Annotated in this window: 19 protein-coding genes; 12 read left to right on the top strand and 7 right to left on the bottom strand. The window is 61.0% G+C overall.

Features of this window, described 5'->3' with window-relative positions; translation table 11 throughout:
• Nucleotides 1-131: 131 nt before the first annotated feature.
• Entirely contained in the window at nucleotides 132-1,328 is a 1,197-nt protein-coding gene (locus CFBP6623_RS02135; RefSeq protein WP_046798488.1) for a winged helix-turn-helix domain-containing protein, read from the bottom strand.
• Between the two features lie 113 nt (nucleotides 1,329-1,441).
• On the opposite strand from CFBP6623_RS02135, the gene CFBP6623_RS02130 reads away from it, so the two are divergent.
• The 7 genes from CFBP6623_RS02130 to dxs all read left to right on the top strand — a co-directional run bounded on the left by CFBP6623_RS02130 (nucleotide 1,442) and on the right by dxs (nucleotide 7,745).
• Complete coding sequence (locus CFBP6623_RS02130; RefSeq protein WP_080842256.1) at nucleotides 1,442-2,122, top strand: energy-coupling factor ABC transporter ATP-binding protein; 681 nt, start codon at nucleotides 1,442-1,444, stop codon at nucleotides 2,120-2,122.
• A complete protein-coding gene (locus CFBP6623_RS02125; protein ID WP_080842257.1) occupies nucleotides 2,119-2,751 on the top strand; it encodes an energy-coupling factor transporter transmembrane component T family protein in 633 nt (210 codons plus the stop codon). Before CFBP6623_RS02130 ends, CFBP6623_RS02125 begins: the two co-directional genes overlap by 4 nt.
• A 5-nt stretch (nucleotides 2,752-2,756) precedes the next feature.
• A complete protein-coding gene (locus CFBP6623_RS02120; RefSeq protein ID WP_046798485.1) occupies nucleotides 2,757-3,320 on the top strand; it encodes a biotin transporter BioY in 564 nt (187 codons plus the stop codon).
• Nucleotides 3,321-3,345: 25 nt separating this feature from the next.
• Entirely contained in the window at nucleotides 3,346-4,281 is a 936-nt protein-coding gene (locus tag CFBP6623_RS02115; RefSeq protein WP_080842258.1) for a histone deacetylase family protein, read from the top strand.
• A gap of 2 nt (nucleotides 4,282-4,283) precedes the next feature.
• On the top strand, nucleotides 4,284-4,538 hold the full coding sequence (locus CFBP6623_RS02110) for an exodeoxyribonuclease VII small subunit (RefSeq protein ID WP_003503059.1): 255 nt from the start codon (nucleotides 4,284-4,286) through the stop codon (nucleotides 4,536-4,538).
• Nucleotides 4,539-4,802: 264 nt separating this feature from the next.
• Nucleotides 4,803-5,726 carry a pirin family protein gene (locus CFBP6623_RS02100; RefSeq protein ID WP_006309798.1) on the top strand — a complete coding sequence of 308 codons (924 nt, stop codon included), beginning with the start codon at nucleotides 4,803-4,805 and terminating at the stop codon, nucleotides 5,724-5,726.
• A 99-nt stretch (nucleotides 5,727-5,825) separates the two neighbouring features.
• The gene (dxs, locus tag CFBP6623_RS02095) at nucleotides 5,826-7,745 is read left to right on the top strand and encodes a 1-deoxy-D-xylulose-5-phosphate synthase (RefSeq protein ID WP_046798483.1); all 1,920 of its coding nucleotides are present in this window, start codon (nucleotides 5,826-5,828) and stop codon (nucleotides 7,743-7,745) included.
• Nucleotides 7,746-7,795: 50 nt separating this feature from the next.
• Here dxs and CFBP6623_RS02090 read toward each other — a convergent pair whose 3' ends face one another.
• Nucleotides 7,796-8,158, bottom strand: a complete 363-nt coding sequence (locus tag CFBP6623_RS02090; RefSeq protein WP_046798482.1) for a nuclear transport factor 2 family protein — start codon at nucleotides 8,156-8,158, stop codon at nucleotides 7,796-7,798.
• A 107-nt stretch (nucleotides 8,159-8,265) separates the two neighbouring features.
• Between CFBP6623_RS02090 and CFBP6623_RS02085 the strand changes: the two genes are divergently transcribed.
• Entirely contained in the window at nucleotides 8,266-9,060 is a 795-nt protein-coding gene (locus CFBP6623_RS02085; RefSeq protein WP_046798481.1) for a helix-turn-helix domain-containing protein, read from the top strand.
• 5 nt (nucleotides 9,061-9,065) lie between these two features.
• Nucleotides 9,066-9,371, top strand: coding sequence for a putative quinol monooxygenase (locus CFBP6623_RS02080; RefSeq protein WP_046798480.1), 306 nt, complete (start codon nucleotides 9,066-9,068; stop codon nucleotides 9,369-9,371).
• Between the two features lie 41 nt (nucleotides 9,372-9,412).
• Here CFBP6623_RS02080 and CFBP6623_RS02075 read toward each other — a convergent pair whose 3' ends face one another.
• Together CFBP6623_RS02075 and CFBP6623_RS02070 are read right to left on the bottom strand one after the other, a co-directional pair.
• Entirely contained in the window at nucleotides 9,413-9,796 is a 384-nt protein-coding gene (locus CFBP6623_RS02075) for an ACT domain-containing protein (RefSeq protein WP_046798479.1), read from the bottom strand.
• Between the two features lie 37 nt (nucleotides 9,797-9,833).
• Nucleotides 9,834-10,286 (bottom strand): Lrp/AsnC family transcriptional regulator, encoded by a 453-nt coding sequence (locus CFBP6623_RS02070; protein WP_046798478.1) that lies wholly within the window; start codon nucleotides 10,284-10,286, stop codon nucleotides 9,834-9,836.
• 119 nt (nucleotides 10,287-10,405) lie between these two features.
• Between CFBP6623_RS02070 and CFBP6623_RS02065 the strand changes: the two genes are divergently transcribed.
• On the top strand, nucleotides 10,406-11,368 hold the full coding sequence (locus CFBP6623_RS02065) for a nucleoside recognition domain-containing protein (RefSeq protein WP_046798477.1): 963 nt from the start codon (nucleotides 10,406-10,408) through the stop codon (nucleotides 11,366-11,368).
• A gap of 113 nt (nucleotides 11,369-11,481) precedes the next feature.
• Here the strand turns inward: CFBP6623_RS02065 and CFBP6623_RS02060 are convergent, their stop codons facing one another.
• Nucleotides 11,482-13,503, bottom strand: a complete 2,022-nt coding sequence (locus CFBP6623_RS02060; protein ID WP_046798476.1) for a methyl-accepting chemotaxis protein — start codon at nucleotides 13,501-13,503, stop codon at nucleotides 11,482-11,484.
• Nucleotides 13,504-13,773: 270 nt separating this feature from the next.
• Here CFBP6623_RS02060 and CFBP6623_RS02055 point away from each other — a divergent pair, with 270 nt between their 5' ends.
• Together CFBP6623_RS02055 and CFBP6623_RS02050 are read left to right on the top strand one after the other, a co-directional pair.
• Nucleotides 13,774-14,526 carry a TlyA family RNA methyltransferase gene (locus CFBP6623_RS02055; protein ID WP_052817386.1) on the top strand — a complete coding sequence of 251 codons (753 nt, stop codon included), beginning with the start codon at nucleotides 13,774-13,776 and terminating at the stop codon, nucleotides 14,524-14,526.
• Complete coding sequence (locus CFBP6623_RS02050; protein ID WP_046798474.1) at nucleotides 14,523-15,773, top strand: class I SAM-dependent RNA methyltransferase; 1,251 nt, start codon at nucleotides 14,523-14,525, stop codon at nucleotides 15,771-15,773. Before CFBP6623_RS02055 ends, CFBP6623_RS02050 begins: the two co-directional genes overlap by 4 nt.
• 114 nt (nucleotides 15,774-15,887) lie before the next feature.
• On the opposite strand, the gene CFBP6623_RS02045 is transcribed toward CFBP6623_RS02050, so the two are convergent.
• Entirely contained in the window at nucleotides 15,888-16,202 is a 315-nt protein-coding gene (locus tag CFBP6623_RS02045) for a hypothetical protein (RefSeq protein WP_046798926.1), read from the bottom strand.
• A gap of 269 nt (nucleotides 16,203-16,471) precedes the next feature.
• Entirely contained in the window at nucleotides 16,472-17,230 is a 759-nt protein-coding gene (locus CFBP6623_RS02040; protein WP_046798473.1) for a crotonase/enoyl-CoA hydratase family protein, read from the bottom strand.
• Nucleotides 17,231-17,235 lie beyond the last annotated feature (5 nt).

The following is a 17,235-nucleotide window of genomic DNA, read 5'->3' as shown; positions in this document are numbered from 1 at the left end:
ATCCGACCCTTCGGGCCACCTTCTCCCCGGCGGGGAGAAGAAACAAGCGGCGACGCTGTGTGAAAAAGCGGCATCACGGATCGGTAACGTTGCGCCCGGGGACCTATCCTGAATCATCCGTGCGAAAAACCTCAGTTTTCCTCCCGCCAGCCCTCCAGGTAGTTCACGCTCTCCACCCGGGTAAACTTCGCCAGCCTCACCAGTTCCGCATCAAGCTTCTCCAGCCTACCCGCCGAGGCACGCACGCCCGGTTCCAGCCACAGGCGCCGAACATCCAGCGTGCTGCGCTTGCGATCCGCCTTCATGTCGATGCGTCCAATCACGCGGTCGCCCTCCAGAAGCGGGAAGACATAATAGCCATATTGCCGTTTCGGCTCGGGCACGAAGACCTCGATGCGGTAATAAAAGCCGAACAGCCGCTCCGTGCGGTTTCGGTCACGCAATAGCGGATCGAAGGGGCTGAGGACACGGACGCGGGCGGAAGGTTCCGGCACGTCGGTCAGGTCGGCGGTGAAACCGGCAAAGGCATAGGACGGGCGAGCAGTGTCGCCATCGCTTGCAAGAAGTGAGACCTCGCAGAGTTCGTCGCGATGGCTTTTGACCCAGTCCCTCGCCTCCTGCGGGGTGACGAGATCGAAAAACGCGGCGATTTCGCCATGGGTGGCGAAACCCAGCCGCTTCAGCGCCTGCCGACAGGCCCAGTCGACGAATTCCGCATGCTCCACCTCGGTTTCGTGGTGCTCACCGGGAATGACCCGTTCGGCAAGATCATAGACCTTCTGGAAGTTTACGCGGCCGGCAATCGCGAGCTTGCCGGTGTGCCAGAGATATTCGAGCGCGGTCTTGGAGGGATGCCAGTTCCACCAGCCGCCGGACTGGTACCCCTCCTCCTTCAGCTCCCGCGCCAGAACCGGGCCGGTTGCGGCGATGCGCTCCAGCGTTTCGCCGAAAGCGGCATCGAAGCCTTCACCGTGCCATTTGCGCCAGCGCTCCTGAATGATCGGCTCGCGGCGGCGGAAGCGGTGTTTCCAATAGGGATAAAACTCCGTCGGCACGATGGAAGCATCATGTGTCCAGTGCTCGAAAAGCGCGCGGTCCTTTTCCAGCAACGTCGTCAGATGGTCACGCCTGTAGGTCTGGTTGCGGGAGAAGATGATCTGGTGGTGGGCGCGCTCCACCGTGCCGATGCTGTCCACCTGCACAAAACCGATATCGGTGATGAGCTGCAGCAGCCCATCCTTGGAAAGCGCCTTGCCGGGCGGCGAGGAAAGCCCTTGCCGCGCCAGAAAAATTCGTCTTGCCGCTTCGTTTGAAACCTTGATCACCATGGCGCAGAAGGTATGACGGCTTTTTCAGGATTGCAATGTTCTTTTTTTGTTCCTTGTTTCACTTCTGTTGATGACGGGGTATAGAACCGGAAAACGAGCGCGAGGATGTAAGTTTGGAAATCCGTTTCGACGCCGCCGGTGTCGCTTTCGAGGGTCGGCAGGCCCTGCAGCCGCTGTCTGTGACATTGACGGAACGTCGCATCGGCGTGATCGGCCTCAATGGTTCTGGCAAGACCACCTTTGCGCGGCTGATCAACGGGCTGAACAAGCCAAGCGAAGGCAAGGTTTCGGTGAACGGCCTCGACACCGTGAGCGACGCCAAGGCGGTCTTGCAGGCGGTCGGCTTCATCTTCCAGAATCCGCAGAACCAGATCATCCTGCCGATCGTGCGCGACGATGTTGCCTTCGGTCTCAAGCGACTCGGTCTCGCCAAGGCTGAAACTGAAAACCGGGTGAAAGCCGTTCTTGCCCGGCTTGGCATTTCTCATCTTGAAGAGAGACGCGCGCATGAGCTTTCCGGCGGTGAGCTGCAACTTGCGGCGCTGGCCGCCCTTCTCGTCACCGATCCGCAAATCCTCATCCTCGACGAGCCGACCAACCAGCTTGATCTCAAAAACCGGACTGTCGTGGAAAAGACCATGGCGGCGCTTTCGCAGTCGCTCATCGTCATTACCCATGATCTGCCGTTGCTTGAAGGCTTCGACCGGGTGCTGGCTTTTCATGAAGGCGCGCTGGTCGCCGACGCTACCCCCGAAGAAGCGGTGGCGCGCTATCTGGAGGTGGCATCGCGATGAAATCGCTGCATGTCGAAGGCACCGGCTGGCTCTACCGCGTCTCGCCGCGCATCAAGCTTCTGGCGCTCATGGGTTTCAGCATCGCATTGTTCCTCACGCGCGATCTGCTGGTTCTCGCATGCGCGACGGTTCTGGCCACCCTTATTCTGGGCGCTACGCGGCTGCCCCTCAGGGAGATCGGCCTGCGGCTGCGGCCGGTGATGCTGACCATTCTCCTCGTCGCCGCCTTCAGCTACCTGCTGCTTCCGGCGCATGATGCGACCGTCAATCTTTTGCGGCTGACGGCGCTCGCGCTTCTCGCCACCGCCGTCACCATCACCGTCAGCATTTCGCAATTCATGGACGAAATCACGCTTGCCGCCGCCCCGCTGGAAAGGCTGGGGCTGGTGAAGGCTGCCGACATAGGGCTCGCAGTCGGGCTGGTGGTGCGCTTCGTGCCTGAAATCGTCAACCGTTACCATGCGGTGCGTGATGCGCACCGGGCGCGCGGCCTGCCGGTGCGCATGACAACCATCATCGTGCCGCTCGTCATTATGACGTTGAAGGATGCCGATGCCATTGCCGACGCCATTGACGCGCGCGGTTTCAGAGGCCAAAGCTTGGCGCCAGACAACCATCCGGAGTTTTGAGCGCCATGACGACCCGCGACCTCGTGCTGATTTCGCTGTTTTCCGCCATTATCATCGCACTCGGGCTTCTGCCGCCGATCACGCTCGGCTTCATCCCCGTGCCGATCACCGCGCAGTCGCTCGGCGTCATGCTGGCCGGTGTCGTGCTGGGCGCGAAACGCGGCACACTCGCGGTTCTGCTGACGATCCTGATTGCCGCTATCGGCCTGCCGGTCCTGTCAGGCGGACGCGGCGGCCTTTCGATCTTCACCACGCCGACCACGGGCTTCCTGATCGGCTGGATCGCAGCGGTTTTCGTTACCGGTTATCTCTCGGAAAAATTCGTGCATCGCGGCCAATCTGCACTGACGCAGGGCGTCGGTTTCTTCATCGCCAGCCTGATTGGCGGCGTGGTCGTGCTTTATGCTTTCGGCATCACCTATCTGGCGCTCGTCGTCGGGCTTGGTTTCGAAAAGGCCTTCATGGGTTCGCTCGCCTTCATTCCGGGCGATGCGCTGAAGGCCGTGCTTGCCGCACTTGCCGGCCGCGCCGTGATGGCCGGTTATCCGCTTCTGCCGCAGCGCGCCTGAGTTAGCTTTCTCCAGGAGGAAAAGAATGGCGACGCGTTTATACGAACATCCGATCTTCCTGGAGCATATCACGCCCGAAGGCCACCCCGAGCGGCCGGATCGTCTACGGTCGCTGAACATCGCGCTCGAACACCCGAATTTCGAGCGGCTGGAACGCAAAGAAGCGCCGCAGGCGAATGAGGATGCGGTCCTGCTGGCGCATCCGGAAGAACATCTGCTTGCCGTCATGCGCCAGATCCCGCAAGAGGATGGCGAGATCAATCGCATCGAGGCGGATACCTATGCCTCACCGAAAAGCCTGCAGGCGGCGCTGACCGGCATCGGCGCAGCCATGGCGGCGGTGGACGACGTGTTTACCGGTGCGGCCGACAATGTTTTCGTCGCCGCCCGCCCGCCCGGCCACCATGCGGAAACCGCAAAGGCCATGGGCTTCTGTCTTTTCAACAATGTGGCCATCGCCGCCCGTCATGCTCAGAAAAAACATGGCGCAGAGCGCATCGCCATCATCGACTGGGACGTGCATCACGGCAACGGCACGCAGGACATCTTCTGGAACGACACGTCAGTGCTGTTCTGTTCCACCCACCAGATGCCGCTTTACCCGTGGAGCGGCGATAAAAACGAAACCGGCGTGAAGAACAATATCGTCAACGCCCCGCTTTCTCCCAACACCGGCAGCGAATATTTCCGCGAGGCGTTCAAATCCCGCGTGCTGCCGGCGATTGCCGATTTTTCACCCGATCTCATCCTCATCTCCGCCGGTTTCGACGCGCATCACCGCGATCCGCTGGCGCAGATCAATCTGGTGGGTGAGGATTTCGACTGGGCAACGGGCCGGCTTCTGGAAATGGCCGACAAATACGCCTCGAACCGGGTCGTCAGCCTGCTTGAAGGCGGTTATGATCTGGAAGGGCTGGCAGAATCGGCAGCCATGCATATTTTGAGAATGATGAAGGGTTGAACATGACGGAAAATGCCAACACAGCCGATGTCAGCGGTTATTCCTTCGAAAAAGCCGTCGCCGAGCTGGAAAGCATTGTCGCACGCCTGGAACGCGGAGACGTGGCGCTGGACGAATCAATCGCCATCTATGAGCGCGGCGAGGCCCTGAAAAAGCACTGCGAGACGCTGCTGAATGCCGCTGAAAAGCGAATCGAGAAAATCCGTCTCGACCGCGCCGGAAAACCGCAGGGCGTGGAGCCGCTGGACGGGGAGTGATTTTCTCCTTCCTCATTCCTGTGCTTGTCACAGGAATCTAGCCAGACCAAGTCCTTGGGCTGAAAAGACTCTTATCGCCGCGCAGACGCGCGTCGGCTGGATTCCTGTGACAAGCACAGGAATGAGGGAGGCTGTAGGTCAAGCCGCGTTCAATTCTCTCCCGCGCATCCGGTGACAATGCACAAACACAGCGTTCGACATCCCGATACTCGCCCTCTCCGTCCGTTATGCTAAACTCCCGCCAGACGATACGAGGAGCTTGCCATGTCCTTTTTTCCCGGTAACGATCCCGTCGCGGGTGATGCTTTTGCCTGCGACGCCATCGAGAACCTCATCATTCCCCGCACCAGCGATATTGGCGGCTTTGCGGTGCGCCGCGCGCTTCCCACGCGGCAGCGGCGTCTCGTCGGCCCCTTCATCTTTTTCGATCGCATGGGCCCGGCGATCCTGAAGGCCGGTGAGGCGCTGGACGTCAAACCGCATCCGCATATCGGGCTTTCCACCGTCACCTATCTGTTCGACGGCGAAATCAAGCATCGCGACAGTCTCGGCACCGAGCTTGTCATCCGCCCCGGCGATATCAACCTGATGACGGCCGGGCGCGGCATCGTGCATTCGGAACGCACGCCGGAAAATCTGCGCGGCCATCCGCTTTCCATGTCCGGCCTGCAGACCTGGCTTGCCCTGCCTGACCATATGGAAGAAATCGCCCCCGCCTTTGCCCATACGGCCAAGGAAGACATGCCGCTGATCGATATCAAGGGCGCTTCCGGCCGCGTGGTGATCGGCGAGTTCGAAGGCCTCACCTCTCCGGTTTCGGCCTTTACCGATACGCTTTATGTCGATCTTTCGCTGGAGCCGGGGGTAAAATTTCCCTTCTCCGCCGATCATGAGGAGCGGGCGATCTATATTCTGTCCGGTTCGCTGGATGTCGCAGGCGATATTTTCGCCGCCGACCAGTTGCTCGTCTTCCGGCCCGGCGACGACATCACGTTGCAGGCCGGCAGCAATGGCTGTCACATCATGATCTTTGGCGGGGCGGCGCTCAATCAGCGCCGCTACATCTGGTGGAACTTCGTTTCGTCATCAAAAGAACGCATAGAGCAGGCCAAACAGGAGTGGAGAACCGGACGCTTCGACATCGTTCCCGGCGACGAAGAAGAGTTTGTCCCTTTGCCGGAAGGTTGAAATTCTATAGAAGTGTACGACATGCAGGGCTGAACCGTCGGCTTTCACCATGAAAGCCGCTCTGGCACGCCCTGCTGACGACAAGAAAAGGCCGAACGATTGACCGGAATGCCACAGACACCACTGCTCGACCGGGTGAATTTCCCTTCCGATCTCAAGGAGATCGACGATCGCGACCTGCCGGAACTGGCACGGGAACTGCGCGACGAGATGATTGACGCAGTGTCGAAGACCGGTGGCCATCTGGGTGCCGGCCTTGGCGTGGTGGAATTGACGATTGCCATTCACAAGGTCTTCAACACGCCCGAAGACCGGCTGATCTTCGATGTCGGCCACCAATGTTATCCGCACAAGATCCTCACCGGCCGGCGCGAGCGCATTCGCACGCTGCGCCAGGAAGGCGGGCTTTCCGGTTTTACCCGGCGGGCCGAAAGCGACTATGACGATTTCGGCGCCGGCCATTCCTCCACCTCCATTTCCGCAGGCCTCGGCATGGCGGTGGCGGCGGGGCTGGATGGCAGCGACCGCAAGGTCATCGCCGTTATCGGCGACGGCTCGATGTCTGCCGGCATGGCGTTTGAGGCGCTGAACAATGCCGGTGCGCTCGACGCGCGGCTGATCGTCATCCTCAATGACAACGACATGTCGATTGCGCCGCCGACGGGCGCGATGAGCGCCTATCTCGCCCGCCTCGCCTCCGGCCGCACCTATATGGGTTTCCGCGATTTCGGCAAGAAGCTGACGGCCTATCTCGGCAAGACCATCGACCGCGCCATTACCCGCGCCGTGACCCATGCGCGCGGTTACGTGACCGGCGGCACGCTGTTCGAGGAGCTTGGCTTCTACCATATCGGCCCGATCGACGGTCATTCCTTCGATCACCTGCTGCCGGTGCTGCGCAATGTGCGCGACAACCAGAAAGGCCCTGTCCTCATCCATGTGGTGACGCAGAAAGGCAAGGGTTATGCGCCGGCAGAAGCCGCAGCCGACAAATATCACGGCGTCAACAAGTTCGACGTCATCACCGGCGCGCAGGCGAAAGCCAAGCCGAATGCGCCGAGCTATACCAGTGTCTTCGCCGAAGCGTTGATCCAGGAAGCCACCCTCGACGACAAGATCATCGGGGTCACCGCCGCCATGCCGAACGGCACGGGCCTCGACAAGATGGCCGAGCTTTTCCCGTCCCGCACCTTCGATGTCGGCATTGCCGAACAGCACGCCGTCACCTTCGCGGCCGGGCTTGCGGCTGATGGTTACAAGCCGTTCTGCGCGCTTTATTCCACCTTCCTGCAACGTGGTTACGACCAGCTGGTGCATGATGTGGCGATCCAGAGCCTGCCCGTGCGTTTCCCCATCGACCGCGCCGGGTTTGTCGGCGCGGATGGACCGACCCATGCCGGCTCCTTCGATACGACGTTCCTCGCCACCCTGCCCGGCATGGTGGTGATGGCGGCCTCGGATGAAGCTGAGCTGAAACATATGGTGCGCACGGCAGCGGCCTATGATGAAGGCCCGATTTCCTTCCGTTACCCGCGCGGCGAAGGCGTGGGCGTCGAGATGCCCGCACGTGGTGAGATTCTTCAGATCGGCAAGGGCCGCATCATCAAGGAGGGCACCAAGGTTGCGCTGCTCTCCTTCGGCACGCGGCTGGCGGAATGCCTTGCGGCCGCCGAAGACCTCGATGCGGCCGGCCTTTCCACCACGGTTGCCGATGCGCGCTTCGCCAAGCCGCTCGATCTCGATCTCATCCGCCAGCTTGCAGCGCACCACGAGGTTCTGGTGACGATTGAAGAAGGCTCCGTCGGTGGCTTTGGCGCACATGTTCTGCATTTCATGGCGAGCGCCGGCCTGCTCGACCACGGTCCGAAGGTCCGGACGCTGACCCTGCCCGACCAGTGGGTGGAGCAGGCGAAGCCCGAGACCATGTATGCCAATGCCGGCCTCGACCGGGCCGGCATCGTGTCCACCGTGTTCCATGCGCTTGGCCAGCGTCAGGCCGATGTGGGATTTGCGGGCTAGACACACGTCCGGGGACAGAAGGCGGGCTAACCCGCCGCCTGTCATCCGCCTTACGTTGCGGCACCGTCGAGAAAGCCGACGACATTTTCAATTCGCCCATCGGCATCGCGGCTGACGACATCGGTGCCGCCCGCTACATCGTCTCCATCAGGCGAAACGAGACGCCATGAAAAACGGGTGAAGTTGCCGTGGCCATCCGGGGTGCCGGCAAGAACGAAGCGATATCCCGGAAATTTCTGCCGCGCCGCCTCGATCATTGCGGCGATCCCCTGTCGCCCTTCGCCCTGCATCAAAGGATCGATGTAGCGTGCCGTTTCGGCCCAAGCCTTGCCTAAAAGGTGCTTGCGGCGTTCATCGTCCTCTTCGTTCCAGAGCGTGAGATAGGTTTCGGCGATTGCGAGATGCTGCGTCATGATTGTGCTCCTTCTGGTTGACGGCCAGAGCATGCCGGGGGCTGTGACGCGGGACAATTACCTCAGAGGTAATCGCATTGCCGATATCTTCTGCTAGGCTACGGGGCATGACACATCATCGAGACCATGTCGGCCAGGTGCTGAAGGAATGGCGCGCGCGCCGCAGATTGAGCCAGCTTGATCTGGCATCCGATGCCGAGATATCGGCACGTCATTTGAGCTTCGTGGAAAGCGGGCGATCCTCGCCCAGCCGCGAAATGCTGGCGAGGCTGGCGGAGCAGCTTTCCATGCCCGCCCGTGCCACCAACCGGCTGATGCTGGCGGCGGGTTATGCGCCTGTTCATTCCGAACGGTCGCTCGACGCACCCGACATGGCCGCGGCCCGGCAGGCCGTCGAAACCGTGGTGCAGGGCCACATGCCCTTCCCCGCGCTTGCCGTCGACCGGCACTGGAACGTCATTCTCGCCAATGATGCGATCACATCGCTTCTGGCCGGTGTTTCCGAAGAGCTGCTTCGCCCGCCGCTTAACGCCTTGAGGCTGAGCCTGCATCCGGAGGGCTTGAGTTCCCGCATCGTCAACCTCGCCGAATGGCGGCATCACCTGCTGGAGCGTCTGCGCCGTCAGGTCGAGGAAACGGGAGACGAGGCGCTTTGCCGCTTGCATGCGGAGCTTTCGGCCTATCCCGCACCGAAGGCTTCGCCCCATGCTGCCGGAGCCGACCCGCTGGCCATACCATTGCAACTGCGCGATCCGGCATCGGGCGCCGTTCTGAGCTTCATTTCCACCACCACGGTTTTCGGAACCGCGACCGATGTCACGCTGTCCGAACTGGTGCTGGAATGTTTCTACCCCGCCGATGCGGCAACCCGCGCCGCCCTGATGCCAGGCACAAAGGAGTAAGACCCGTGCACACCACCTATCTCATCGGCTTCCAGGTCCGTGACGGCCAGCGCGAGCGCTTTCTCGAATTGCTGAATGCGCTGCTCGACGCCATGCGGCACGAAAAGACCTTCGTGAACGCCACCCTGCATCGGGATGGCGAAAACGACAACCGCTTCCTGCTGCACGAGACCTGGAGCGACCATCAGGACGTCATCGATGTCCAGATTCACCGCCCCTATCGTCAGGCATGGCATGATGCCCTGCCCGAGCTTCTGGAGGCCCCACGGGATATCTCCGTCTGGCATCCCATACGGGTGGATCACATCTGACGGGATGAGAGGCGAGGCCCGTTCGAAGATCTCGACACCGCCTAAACGAGCGAATGCCCCGCATTTGTCAGAAGATGGGATGCTTTCCCAATATCTTTCGACTTCACCAGCAGGTGGTCTCCGTCAAACGTCGAGACCACGAATATTCCTATTTCATTGGCCGATAAGGGTTCAATCACTGACAGGACGATACCCGTCTCATCAAAGGCAAATGGACCCTGAAATTTGAAACAAGCCCAACCGGTATCCACCTGCGCATCCTGCGGGATACGCTCCTGTCGGCAGACGACAGAAAGTTCGTCATCAGTCCGGCTGATGCTGACAAACCCGCCGCCATCGGCCCATGCAGGAATGGCTGCGTCCGCGTGAAGCCTGGCCACGCCGTAGGCCCCATCCAATAGTTTTAACGTTACGCGCGCTGCCATGCAGTTGTTACCCTCCCAAAAAAGCAGTGACCTCTTGTCAAAGCCGAATGGCCGTCTCCTCTTTCGCCGTCTTGATGACGACCATGGTGAAAAAGCGTGCGACATTGTGCTGGTCACGGAACAGCCTGTCGCACAGGGCGTCGAATTCTTCCATGTCGCGCAGGCGCAGCATCAGCACGACATCGCTTGCGCCTGTCACGGCATAGGCGTGCGACACGGCCTCTTCGGCACTGGCAACATCCAGAAAGCGGCGCATATGCTGCTCGCCATGCAGTTTCAGCTCCACCGTCACAAGAGCCTTGATCACACGCCCGGCCTTTGCGGGATTGAGGATCGCGACGATGCGGTCGATCACGCCCGATTTGCGCAATCTTTGTAGGCGGCGCAGGCAGCTGGAAGGAGACAGCCCAACCTCATCGGCCATATCTACATTGGTGCGCGACGCATCGCCCTGCAAGAGGTTGAGAAGTTTCCGGTCGATCCGATCCATGCCGGCAGCATATCTCCCGCAAACATATTTGCAATAAAATTGCACAAAGATGCAATCTTTGACCACAAATGCGAATGGGTTCAGCCTAGTGGATGGGGACAACCTTCGAGGAGCCTCACATGCCCATTTTCGTCACCATCTGGCAGAAAACCCGGGAAACGCTTGATATCTACTGGGTACTGGTGCGGATCACCGTTCCGATTGCCATCCTCACCGAGCTTTTGTCGAGAATGGGTGCGATCGAGGCTGTGGCGCCGGCCTTCGCGCCTGTCATGAACCTCGTAGGACTGCCGCCGGAGCTTGGTCTCGCCTGGTTGACAGCGATGCTCGTCGGCATTTGGGGCGCCGTTCCGCTTATCTTCACGCTTGTTCCCGCATCTTCGCTCAGTGTCGCGGACATCACGGTCTTTTCGGCGCTTATCCTTTTCGCGCACGGCCTGCCCATCGAGCAGAAGATCATCGAAAAGGCAGGGCCCGGCATGCTCGTCACCACGGCGCTGCGTATCGGGGGAGGATTGCTCTACGCCTTTGTTCTGCATCAGGTTCTGGAAGCGACGGGGTGGTTGTCTGCGCCGGTGAACCCCGCCTGGATTGCCATGAGCGCCACGCCGGAGTGGGCGGAGTATTTCCTGGGTCTCGGTAAAACCATGATCTGGATGTTCGTCATCCTTCTTGTGCTGTCACTCGGCCTCGAAATCCTCAGACTGACCGGGCTTCTGGCACTGATGATGAAGGCGCTTTCGCCCCTGCTGCGGCTTGCCGGCATTCGCGGCGAGGCCGAACATCTCACCGCCATCGGGTTGTTTCTGGGGATTTCCTACGGAGCAGGTTTTCTCATTCGCGAAGCGCAATCCGGGGCGATCTCGCTGCGTCAGGTCTTTCTGTCCTGCGTATTCATGGGTTTTGCTCACAGCGTGATCGAAGACACTCTTGTGGTGATGTCGCTCGGGGCCGATGTTTACGGCGTTCTGGTCGGACGGCTTGTTTTCGCCATCGCAGCAACCGCCGCTATTGCCGCCCTGCTTCACCGCCTGTCCGACGAGGTGTTTTTCCAGCGGATGTTCAGGCTACAGGGCACGTAGGCAGATCAGCGTCTGGCTTTACCGATTGCACACTGCCGATCTCATCTGAAAAGCAAATGCAAAAAGGGGGCCTCACGGCCCCCGATTTTTGCATCCAATCCGGAAAATCCGGCTCAGAACTCTGTCCAGTCCTGGTCCTTCGCGGCAGGTGCTTCGGCAGCGCCGCCGAAGGCGCGGGCGAGGCTCTGGCCCAGCGCCCGGGCCGGTGAGGCCACAGGCCTTGCCGTTGCGGAGGCCGATTTTACCGGAGCCTTGCGGACCGGTGCGGCAGGTGCCGGCTGGAAGGCAGGCTTGGCCGAAGACTGGCGCGGTGCAGAATATCCACCGGCACTCGCAACGGCAGCGCGTGCGCCGCCCACCCGGAACTGGCCGAGCAGGCTGTTCAGCGCTTCCGCTTCGCGGGCGAGCGAATGGCTGGCGGCGGTCTGCTGTTCCACCATGGCGGCATTCTGCTGCGTGCCCTGGTCCATGGTGTTTACGGCCGTGTTGATTTCCTGCAGGCCGGTCGCCTGTTCGCGCGACGCGACGACGATGGCGCTGACATGGGCGTTGATCTCTTCGACTTCCGAAACGATGAGTTCCAGCGCCTTGCCGGTCTCGTCGACGAGGCTCACACCATTTTCCACCTGCCGGCTGGAAGCGCTGATCAGCGTCTTGATTTCCTTGGCGGCATTGGCAGAACGCTGGGCGAGTTCGCGGACTTCCTGTGCGACGACCGCAAATCCCTTGCCGGCATCACCGGCGCGAGCGGCCTCAACGCCGGCATTCAGCGCCAGCAGGTTGGTCTGGAAGGCAATATCATCGATGACGCCGATGATGTTGCCGATTTCACCCGAGGATTTTTCGATCTCGCGCATGGCGGCGACCGCCTTGCGGACCACGGTGCCTGATTTTTCCGCGCCGGTGCGGGCACGCTGGACCAGATTGCCGGCATCTTCCGCGCCGCGCGCACTGTCACGCACGGTGGTGGTGACTTCTTCCAGTGCGGCAGCGGTTTCTTCGATGGAGGCAGCCTGCTGTTCGGTGCGGCGCGACAGGTCGTCGGCAGCCGACAGCATTTCCGAGGCGCCGGCATTGATCGCGGCGGCGTTCTCGCCGACCGTGCGCAGGGCCTGCTGGAGCTTTTCGACGGCGCTGTTGAAATTCACACGAACCGGATCAATGGCGGGCGCAAAAGGCGTTTCAATGCGATAGGAAAGATCGCCATCCGCGAGAGCGGCAAGGCCCTTGCCAAGCTCGGCGCTGGCAAAGGCGCTGGCGGCTTCGTCCTTGGCCCGTTCTTCCTCGTTGCGGCGGCGTTCAGTCTCCGTCGCGGAACGCATGCGATCTGTCTCACCGGCGAGGCGGGATTTTTCCAGCCCGGCTTCCTTGAAGACCAGAACGGCCTTCGCCATCTTGCCGACTTCGTCTCCACGATCCGTGGCCGGAACTTCCGTCTCCAGATCGCCATCGGCAAGCCGGCTCATTGCCGCCGTCATGCCGACGATCGGCGTGACGATCGAGCGTGACAGTGCCCAGATGAGGGCAACGGCCAGAAGACCGGCGACGGCGCCGCCACCCAGAAGCGCATATTTCAGGTTCAGTGCTGCTGCCTGCTGTTCAGCGGCATAGGCCGTGGACAGGCCGTTCAGCTGTTCCTTGATCTTGGCGGCAGAGGCGCGGAAGCCGTCAAGCTGGCCCTTGGCCTGATTGCGGCCGATCTCGATGATTTCGGAAATCGGCGCTTCCGTGGTCTTGCGGGCAGCGATCTGCGGTTCCGCCAGTTCCTTGAAGAATACGGTGGCGGATTTCTGCATGTCATCGATGGAATTCAGGACATCCGGCTGGCCGGCTGCAAGTGTGCGGGCTTCGTCCAGCTTCTTCAGCATGATGTCGCGCTGGGCGAAAACGTCATTATAGGTGCTGTCGCTGCGAAACAGCAGGAAGCCGCGCTGGTTGACGGCCTGTTCCAGCATGGCGGCCGTCGCGCCGTCCACCGCCTGGATGATATCCTTGGTCCGGTTGTTGTCGATTGTGACACGCTCGCTCCCCAGCGTCTGCCAGAATACGACCGCGGAGGCGAGCAGGCACACGCTCATCAAGGCACAGAAGGTAGCTATGAGCTTCAGGTTGATAGGGAGATTTTTCAGCGACATCGCAAACTCTCTCGGCGACCCGATGCCTCGAAGCCAGCGTCTGCGCTGCAACGGTCGCAATTTTGTGGATAGGAGGAGATGCCGTCATGGCAGGTTCCGGTGGCCGCACGGGCCTTGGGCACAAAGTGCAATACAAGCCTTTATATTGGATTAATCGAACATTCTGACTTTGCGGTGCAACACAAACATGACCGACGACAGCGGCATTCAGGGCCATTTCAGCGATAATTCACTTGCATCGGCGGGGTTTGACGGTCATTGAACGGGACCATGTCCAAAACATCTGAAAATGAACGGCTTGACCAGCTTCTTGTGTCGCTCGGCCACTTTGCCAGCCGCTCGCGTGCGCGCGACGCGGTTTCGCGCGGCACCGTGAGCGTGAACGGTAAAATCGTCACCAAACCGAGCCAGACCGTCGCTGCAAACGTCAAGATCACGATCACCGATCCGGCGCAGGCTTACGTCTCGCGCGCTGCCCTCAAACTTGCGGCCGCGCTTGATTATTTCAAGCTCGATCCGAAAGGCCTTGAGTGTCTTGATGTCGGCGCATCCACTGGCGGTTTCACCGAGGTTCTGCTTCATCGCGGCGCAAAACATGTCGTCGCCATCGATGTCGGCCACGGGCAGATCCATCCAAGGATCGAGAACGATCCGCGTGTCACCAGCCTGGAAGGGCTGAATGCGCGGTTCCTCACCACCGAAGATATCGATGACCGACCCATCGGTTTCATCGTTTCGGACGTGTCCTTCATTTCGCTGAAGCTTGCGCTTGCCCCGGCCCTTGAGCTTGCTGCGCCGGGTGCTCTGGCGGTTCTGCTGGTCAAGCCACAATTCGAGGCGGGGCGTGATGCCATCAGCAAGGCCGGGCTTCTGAAGGAGCCGGAAACCGCGCCCGCAGTTGCCGCCGAGCTGGAACGCTGGCTCGTCGAAGACATGGGCTGGAAAAGCCTCGGGCTTATTCCCTCGCCGATTTCCGGCGGCGACGGCAATATCGAATTTCTCCTCGGAGGCGAAAAGCCATGAGCACACAGACCGTCACCATCAAGAGCCTTGGTGCACAGGGCGACGGCATCGCGCACTGTCCCGACGGCCCGGTCTATGTGCCTTTCGCCCTGCCCGGCGAGACGGTGGCCATTGCCAAAGTGAAGGACCACGGCACGGTCATGTCGATTGCGGAAGCTTCGGCGGACCGCCGTGAACCCGCCTGCCGCCACTTCGGTCCTGATGGCGTCAACGGCACCTGCGGCGGCTGTTCGCTGCAGCATCTGGCCGACCAGCCCTACCATGCCTTCAAGCGGGAGCTGGTGGTTTCGGCGCTGAAATCGAAGGGCCTGACGCCTGATGTGGACGATCTCGTCATCTGTCGCCCCGGCGAGCGCCGCCGCGCGGTGTTTGCCGCCCGCAGGACGGAAAAGGGCCTGCTGCTGGGCTTCAGCCAGGCGAGCAGCCATCACATCGTCGCCATCGAGGAATGTCCCGTTACCTCGCCCGGCATTGTCTCGCGCCTCGATGCCATCCGTGCCATCGGGCTTTCGATGACGGCGAATGCCGAGCCGTTCCGCATGACCGTTCTCGAAACGCTTTCCGGTCTGGATATTTCCGTCGAGGGTATCAAGTCGGTCAACGACAAGCAGCGGCGGATGCTGACGGAAACGGTGCTGGCCATGCGCGGCATCGCCCGTGTCTCGCTTTCAGGTGAAATCCTGATCGAACCGCAAAAACCGATCATCGAATTCGGCGGCGTTCCGGTCTCACCGCCCGCCGGCGGTTTCACGCAGGCGACGAAGCAGGCGGAGGACGCCATGGCGGAACTGGTGCTGGCCCATATCGGCAAATCCAAGCGCATTGCCGACCTGTTCTGCGGTTCCGGCACATTTGCGCTCAGACTGGCGCGCATTGGCAAGGTGCATGCGGTGGAAGCTGAAGACAAGGCGTTGAAGGCCTTGGATTTCGCTGCCCGCAATACGCAGGGCCTCAAACCGGTCAGCGTCGAAAAACGCGATCTTTTCCGCCGGCCGTTGATGACCAGCGAATTGAAGAATTACGATGCCGTCGTGTTCGATCCGCCGCGCGCCGGGGCGGAAGTCCAGTGCAAGGAACTGGCCCGCAGCACGGTGAAAAAAATCGTTGCTGTCAGCTGCAATCCGCTGACGCTGGCGCGCGATCTCGCGCTTCTGGTTGAGGGCGGCTATCGCGTCACCCGCGTCACACCGGTCGACCAGTTCCTGTGGTCGCCGCATGTGGAAGCGGTGGCGGTTCTGGAGAAATAAGCAATCGGGGCGGAGAGCCGCTCACACGAAGCTGACGCAACGATCCCATATGCCCGCAATCACCACTGCCCTCATTCCTGTGCTTGTCACAGGAATGAGGGCCGAGGGTGACTCTTACCAGGCCGTATCGACCGTGCCGTTGCCCACCACGCCCGAGCAGCGGCACGAACCACCGACGCGGCCCCGTTCCAGCGGGCAGATATAGGGGCGGCGGCGATTGGCGCTTTCCGGCGGGGTGATGACGCAGACGAAGCGCGCGCGGCGCTGGTGGCTGCGGCTGTTGCCGGAATTATAGTCCGGGCTGTCGTCATCGCTTGACTGCACCAGAATGACGTTGCTGCTCGAAACCGGCAAGCGTGTGATCGCTGCTGCCTCCGCAACAGTTGCGGCGGAGAGAAAGACGGACAGGGCGAAAACGAGGTGACGCATGCGGGTGGCCTTCGGACGGAGAGTTTGTGCGATCCGTTTTTGCCGGACCGGTTTGGTGGACGATATATAATCCGTATTCAAAAGCACAGAGGCTTCCAAATTCCACGATGCCACCCATTTCTTCTCCCCGCCGGGGAGAAGGTGGCCCGAAGGGTCGGATGAAGGGGCGACGGTAGAGATTTACGGGGAGCTTGCTCCCTCATCCCGCTGCCGCGGACTTCTCCCCGGCGGGGAGAAGAAACAAGCGGCGGGCTTCCCGATTCCCGCACTCAGCGGCGCATGAATGCCTCGAAGGCGGCGCGGGCTTCGGCACTTTGCAATTGCGCGATGAAATGGCGGGCTTCTTCGTCGATGCGGGCCAGCACATCTTCCGGCTTGCCACGAACCAGATCGCGGGCGATCTTCAACGCCTGTTGCGGCTTGGAGGCGAGCCGCGTCGCGAGCGCCAGCGTTTCAGTTTCCACATGTTCAGGGGAAACGACTTTCCAGATCATCCCGGCCTGCAACGCCTGTTCGGCGGAAAAGCCCTCGCCCATGGCAAGCAGCGCAAAGGCGCGCTGGTGGCCGATGAGTTTTGGCGCAAGCAGGCTGGAGGCGGCCTCCGGCACCAGCGCCAGATCCACGAATGGCGTCTTGAACAGGCTGCGATTGGAAGCAACTGTCAGATCACAATGCAGGTTCAGCGTCGTGCCGATGCCGATGGCCAGCCCATCAACGCCCGAAACCAGCGGTTTTTCGAATGTCGCCAGCGCCTTCAGAAGATCGAGCACCGCAAGCTTACCCTTTGCGCCCGACATGGCGAAGGCAAGGAAATCGGCCATGTCGTTGCCGGCGGAGAAGCAGCCTTCCGTGCCGAGAAACGCGACCACACGAATTTCCGGGTCGGCATTGGCGGCGTGCAGAGCTTCGGCCATGCGCAGATACATGGCATCGGTGATGGCGTTTTTCTTTTCCGGCCGGTTGAAACGGATGGTCAGCACCTCAGGCGCATGGCCGACCCGTTCGACAAGAATATGTTCATCCGACATCTGCA

It is taken from the genome of Agrobacterium tumefaciens (assembly GCF_005221385.1).
GTDB lineage: Bacteria > Pseudomonadota > Alphaproteobacteria > Rhizobiales > Rhizobiaceae > Agrobacterium > Agrobacterium tomkonis.
Note: the sequence above shows the minus strand (reverse complement) of the source record. Positions and strands in the feature narration are given on the sequence as shown.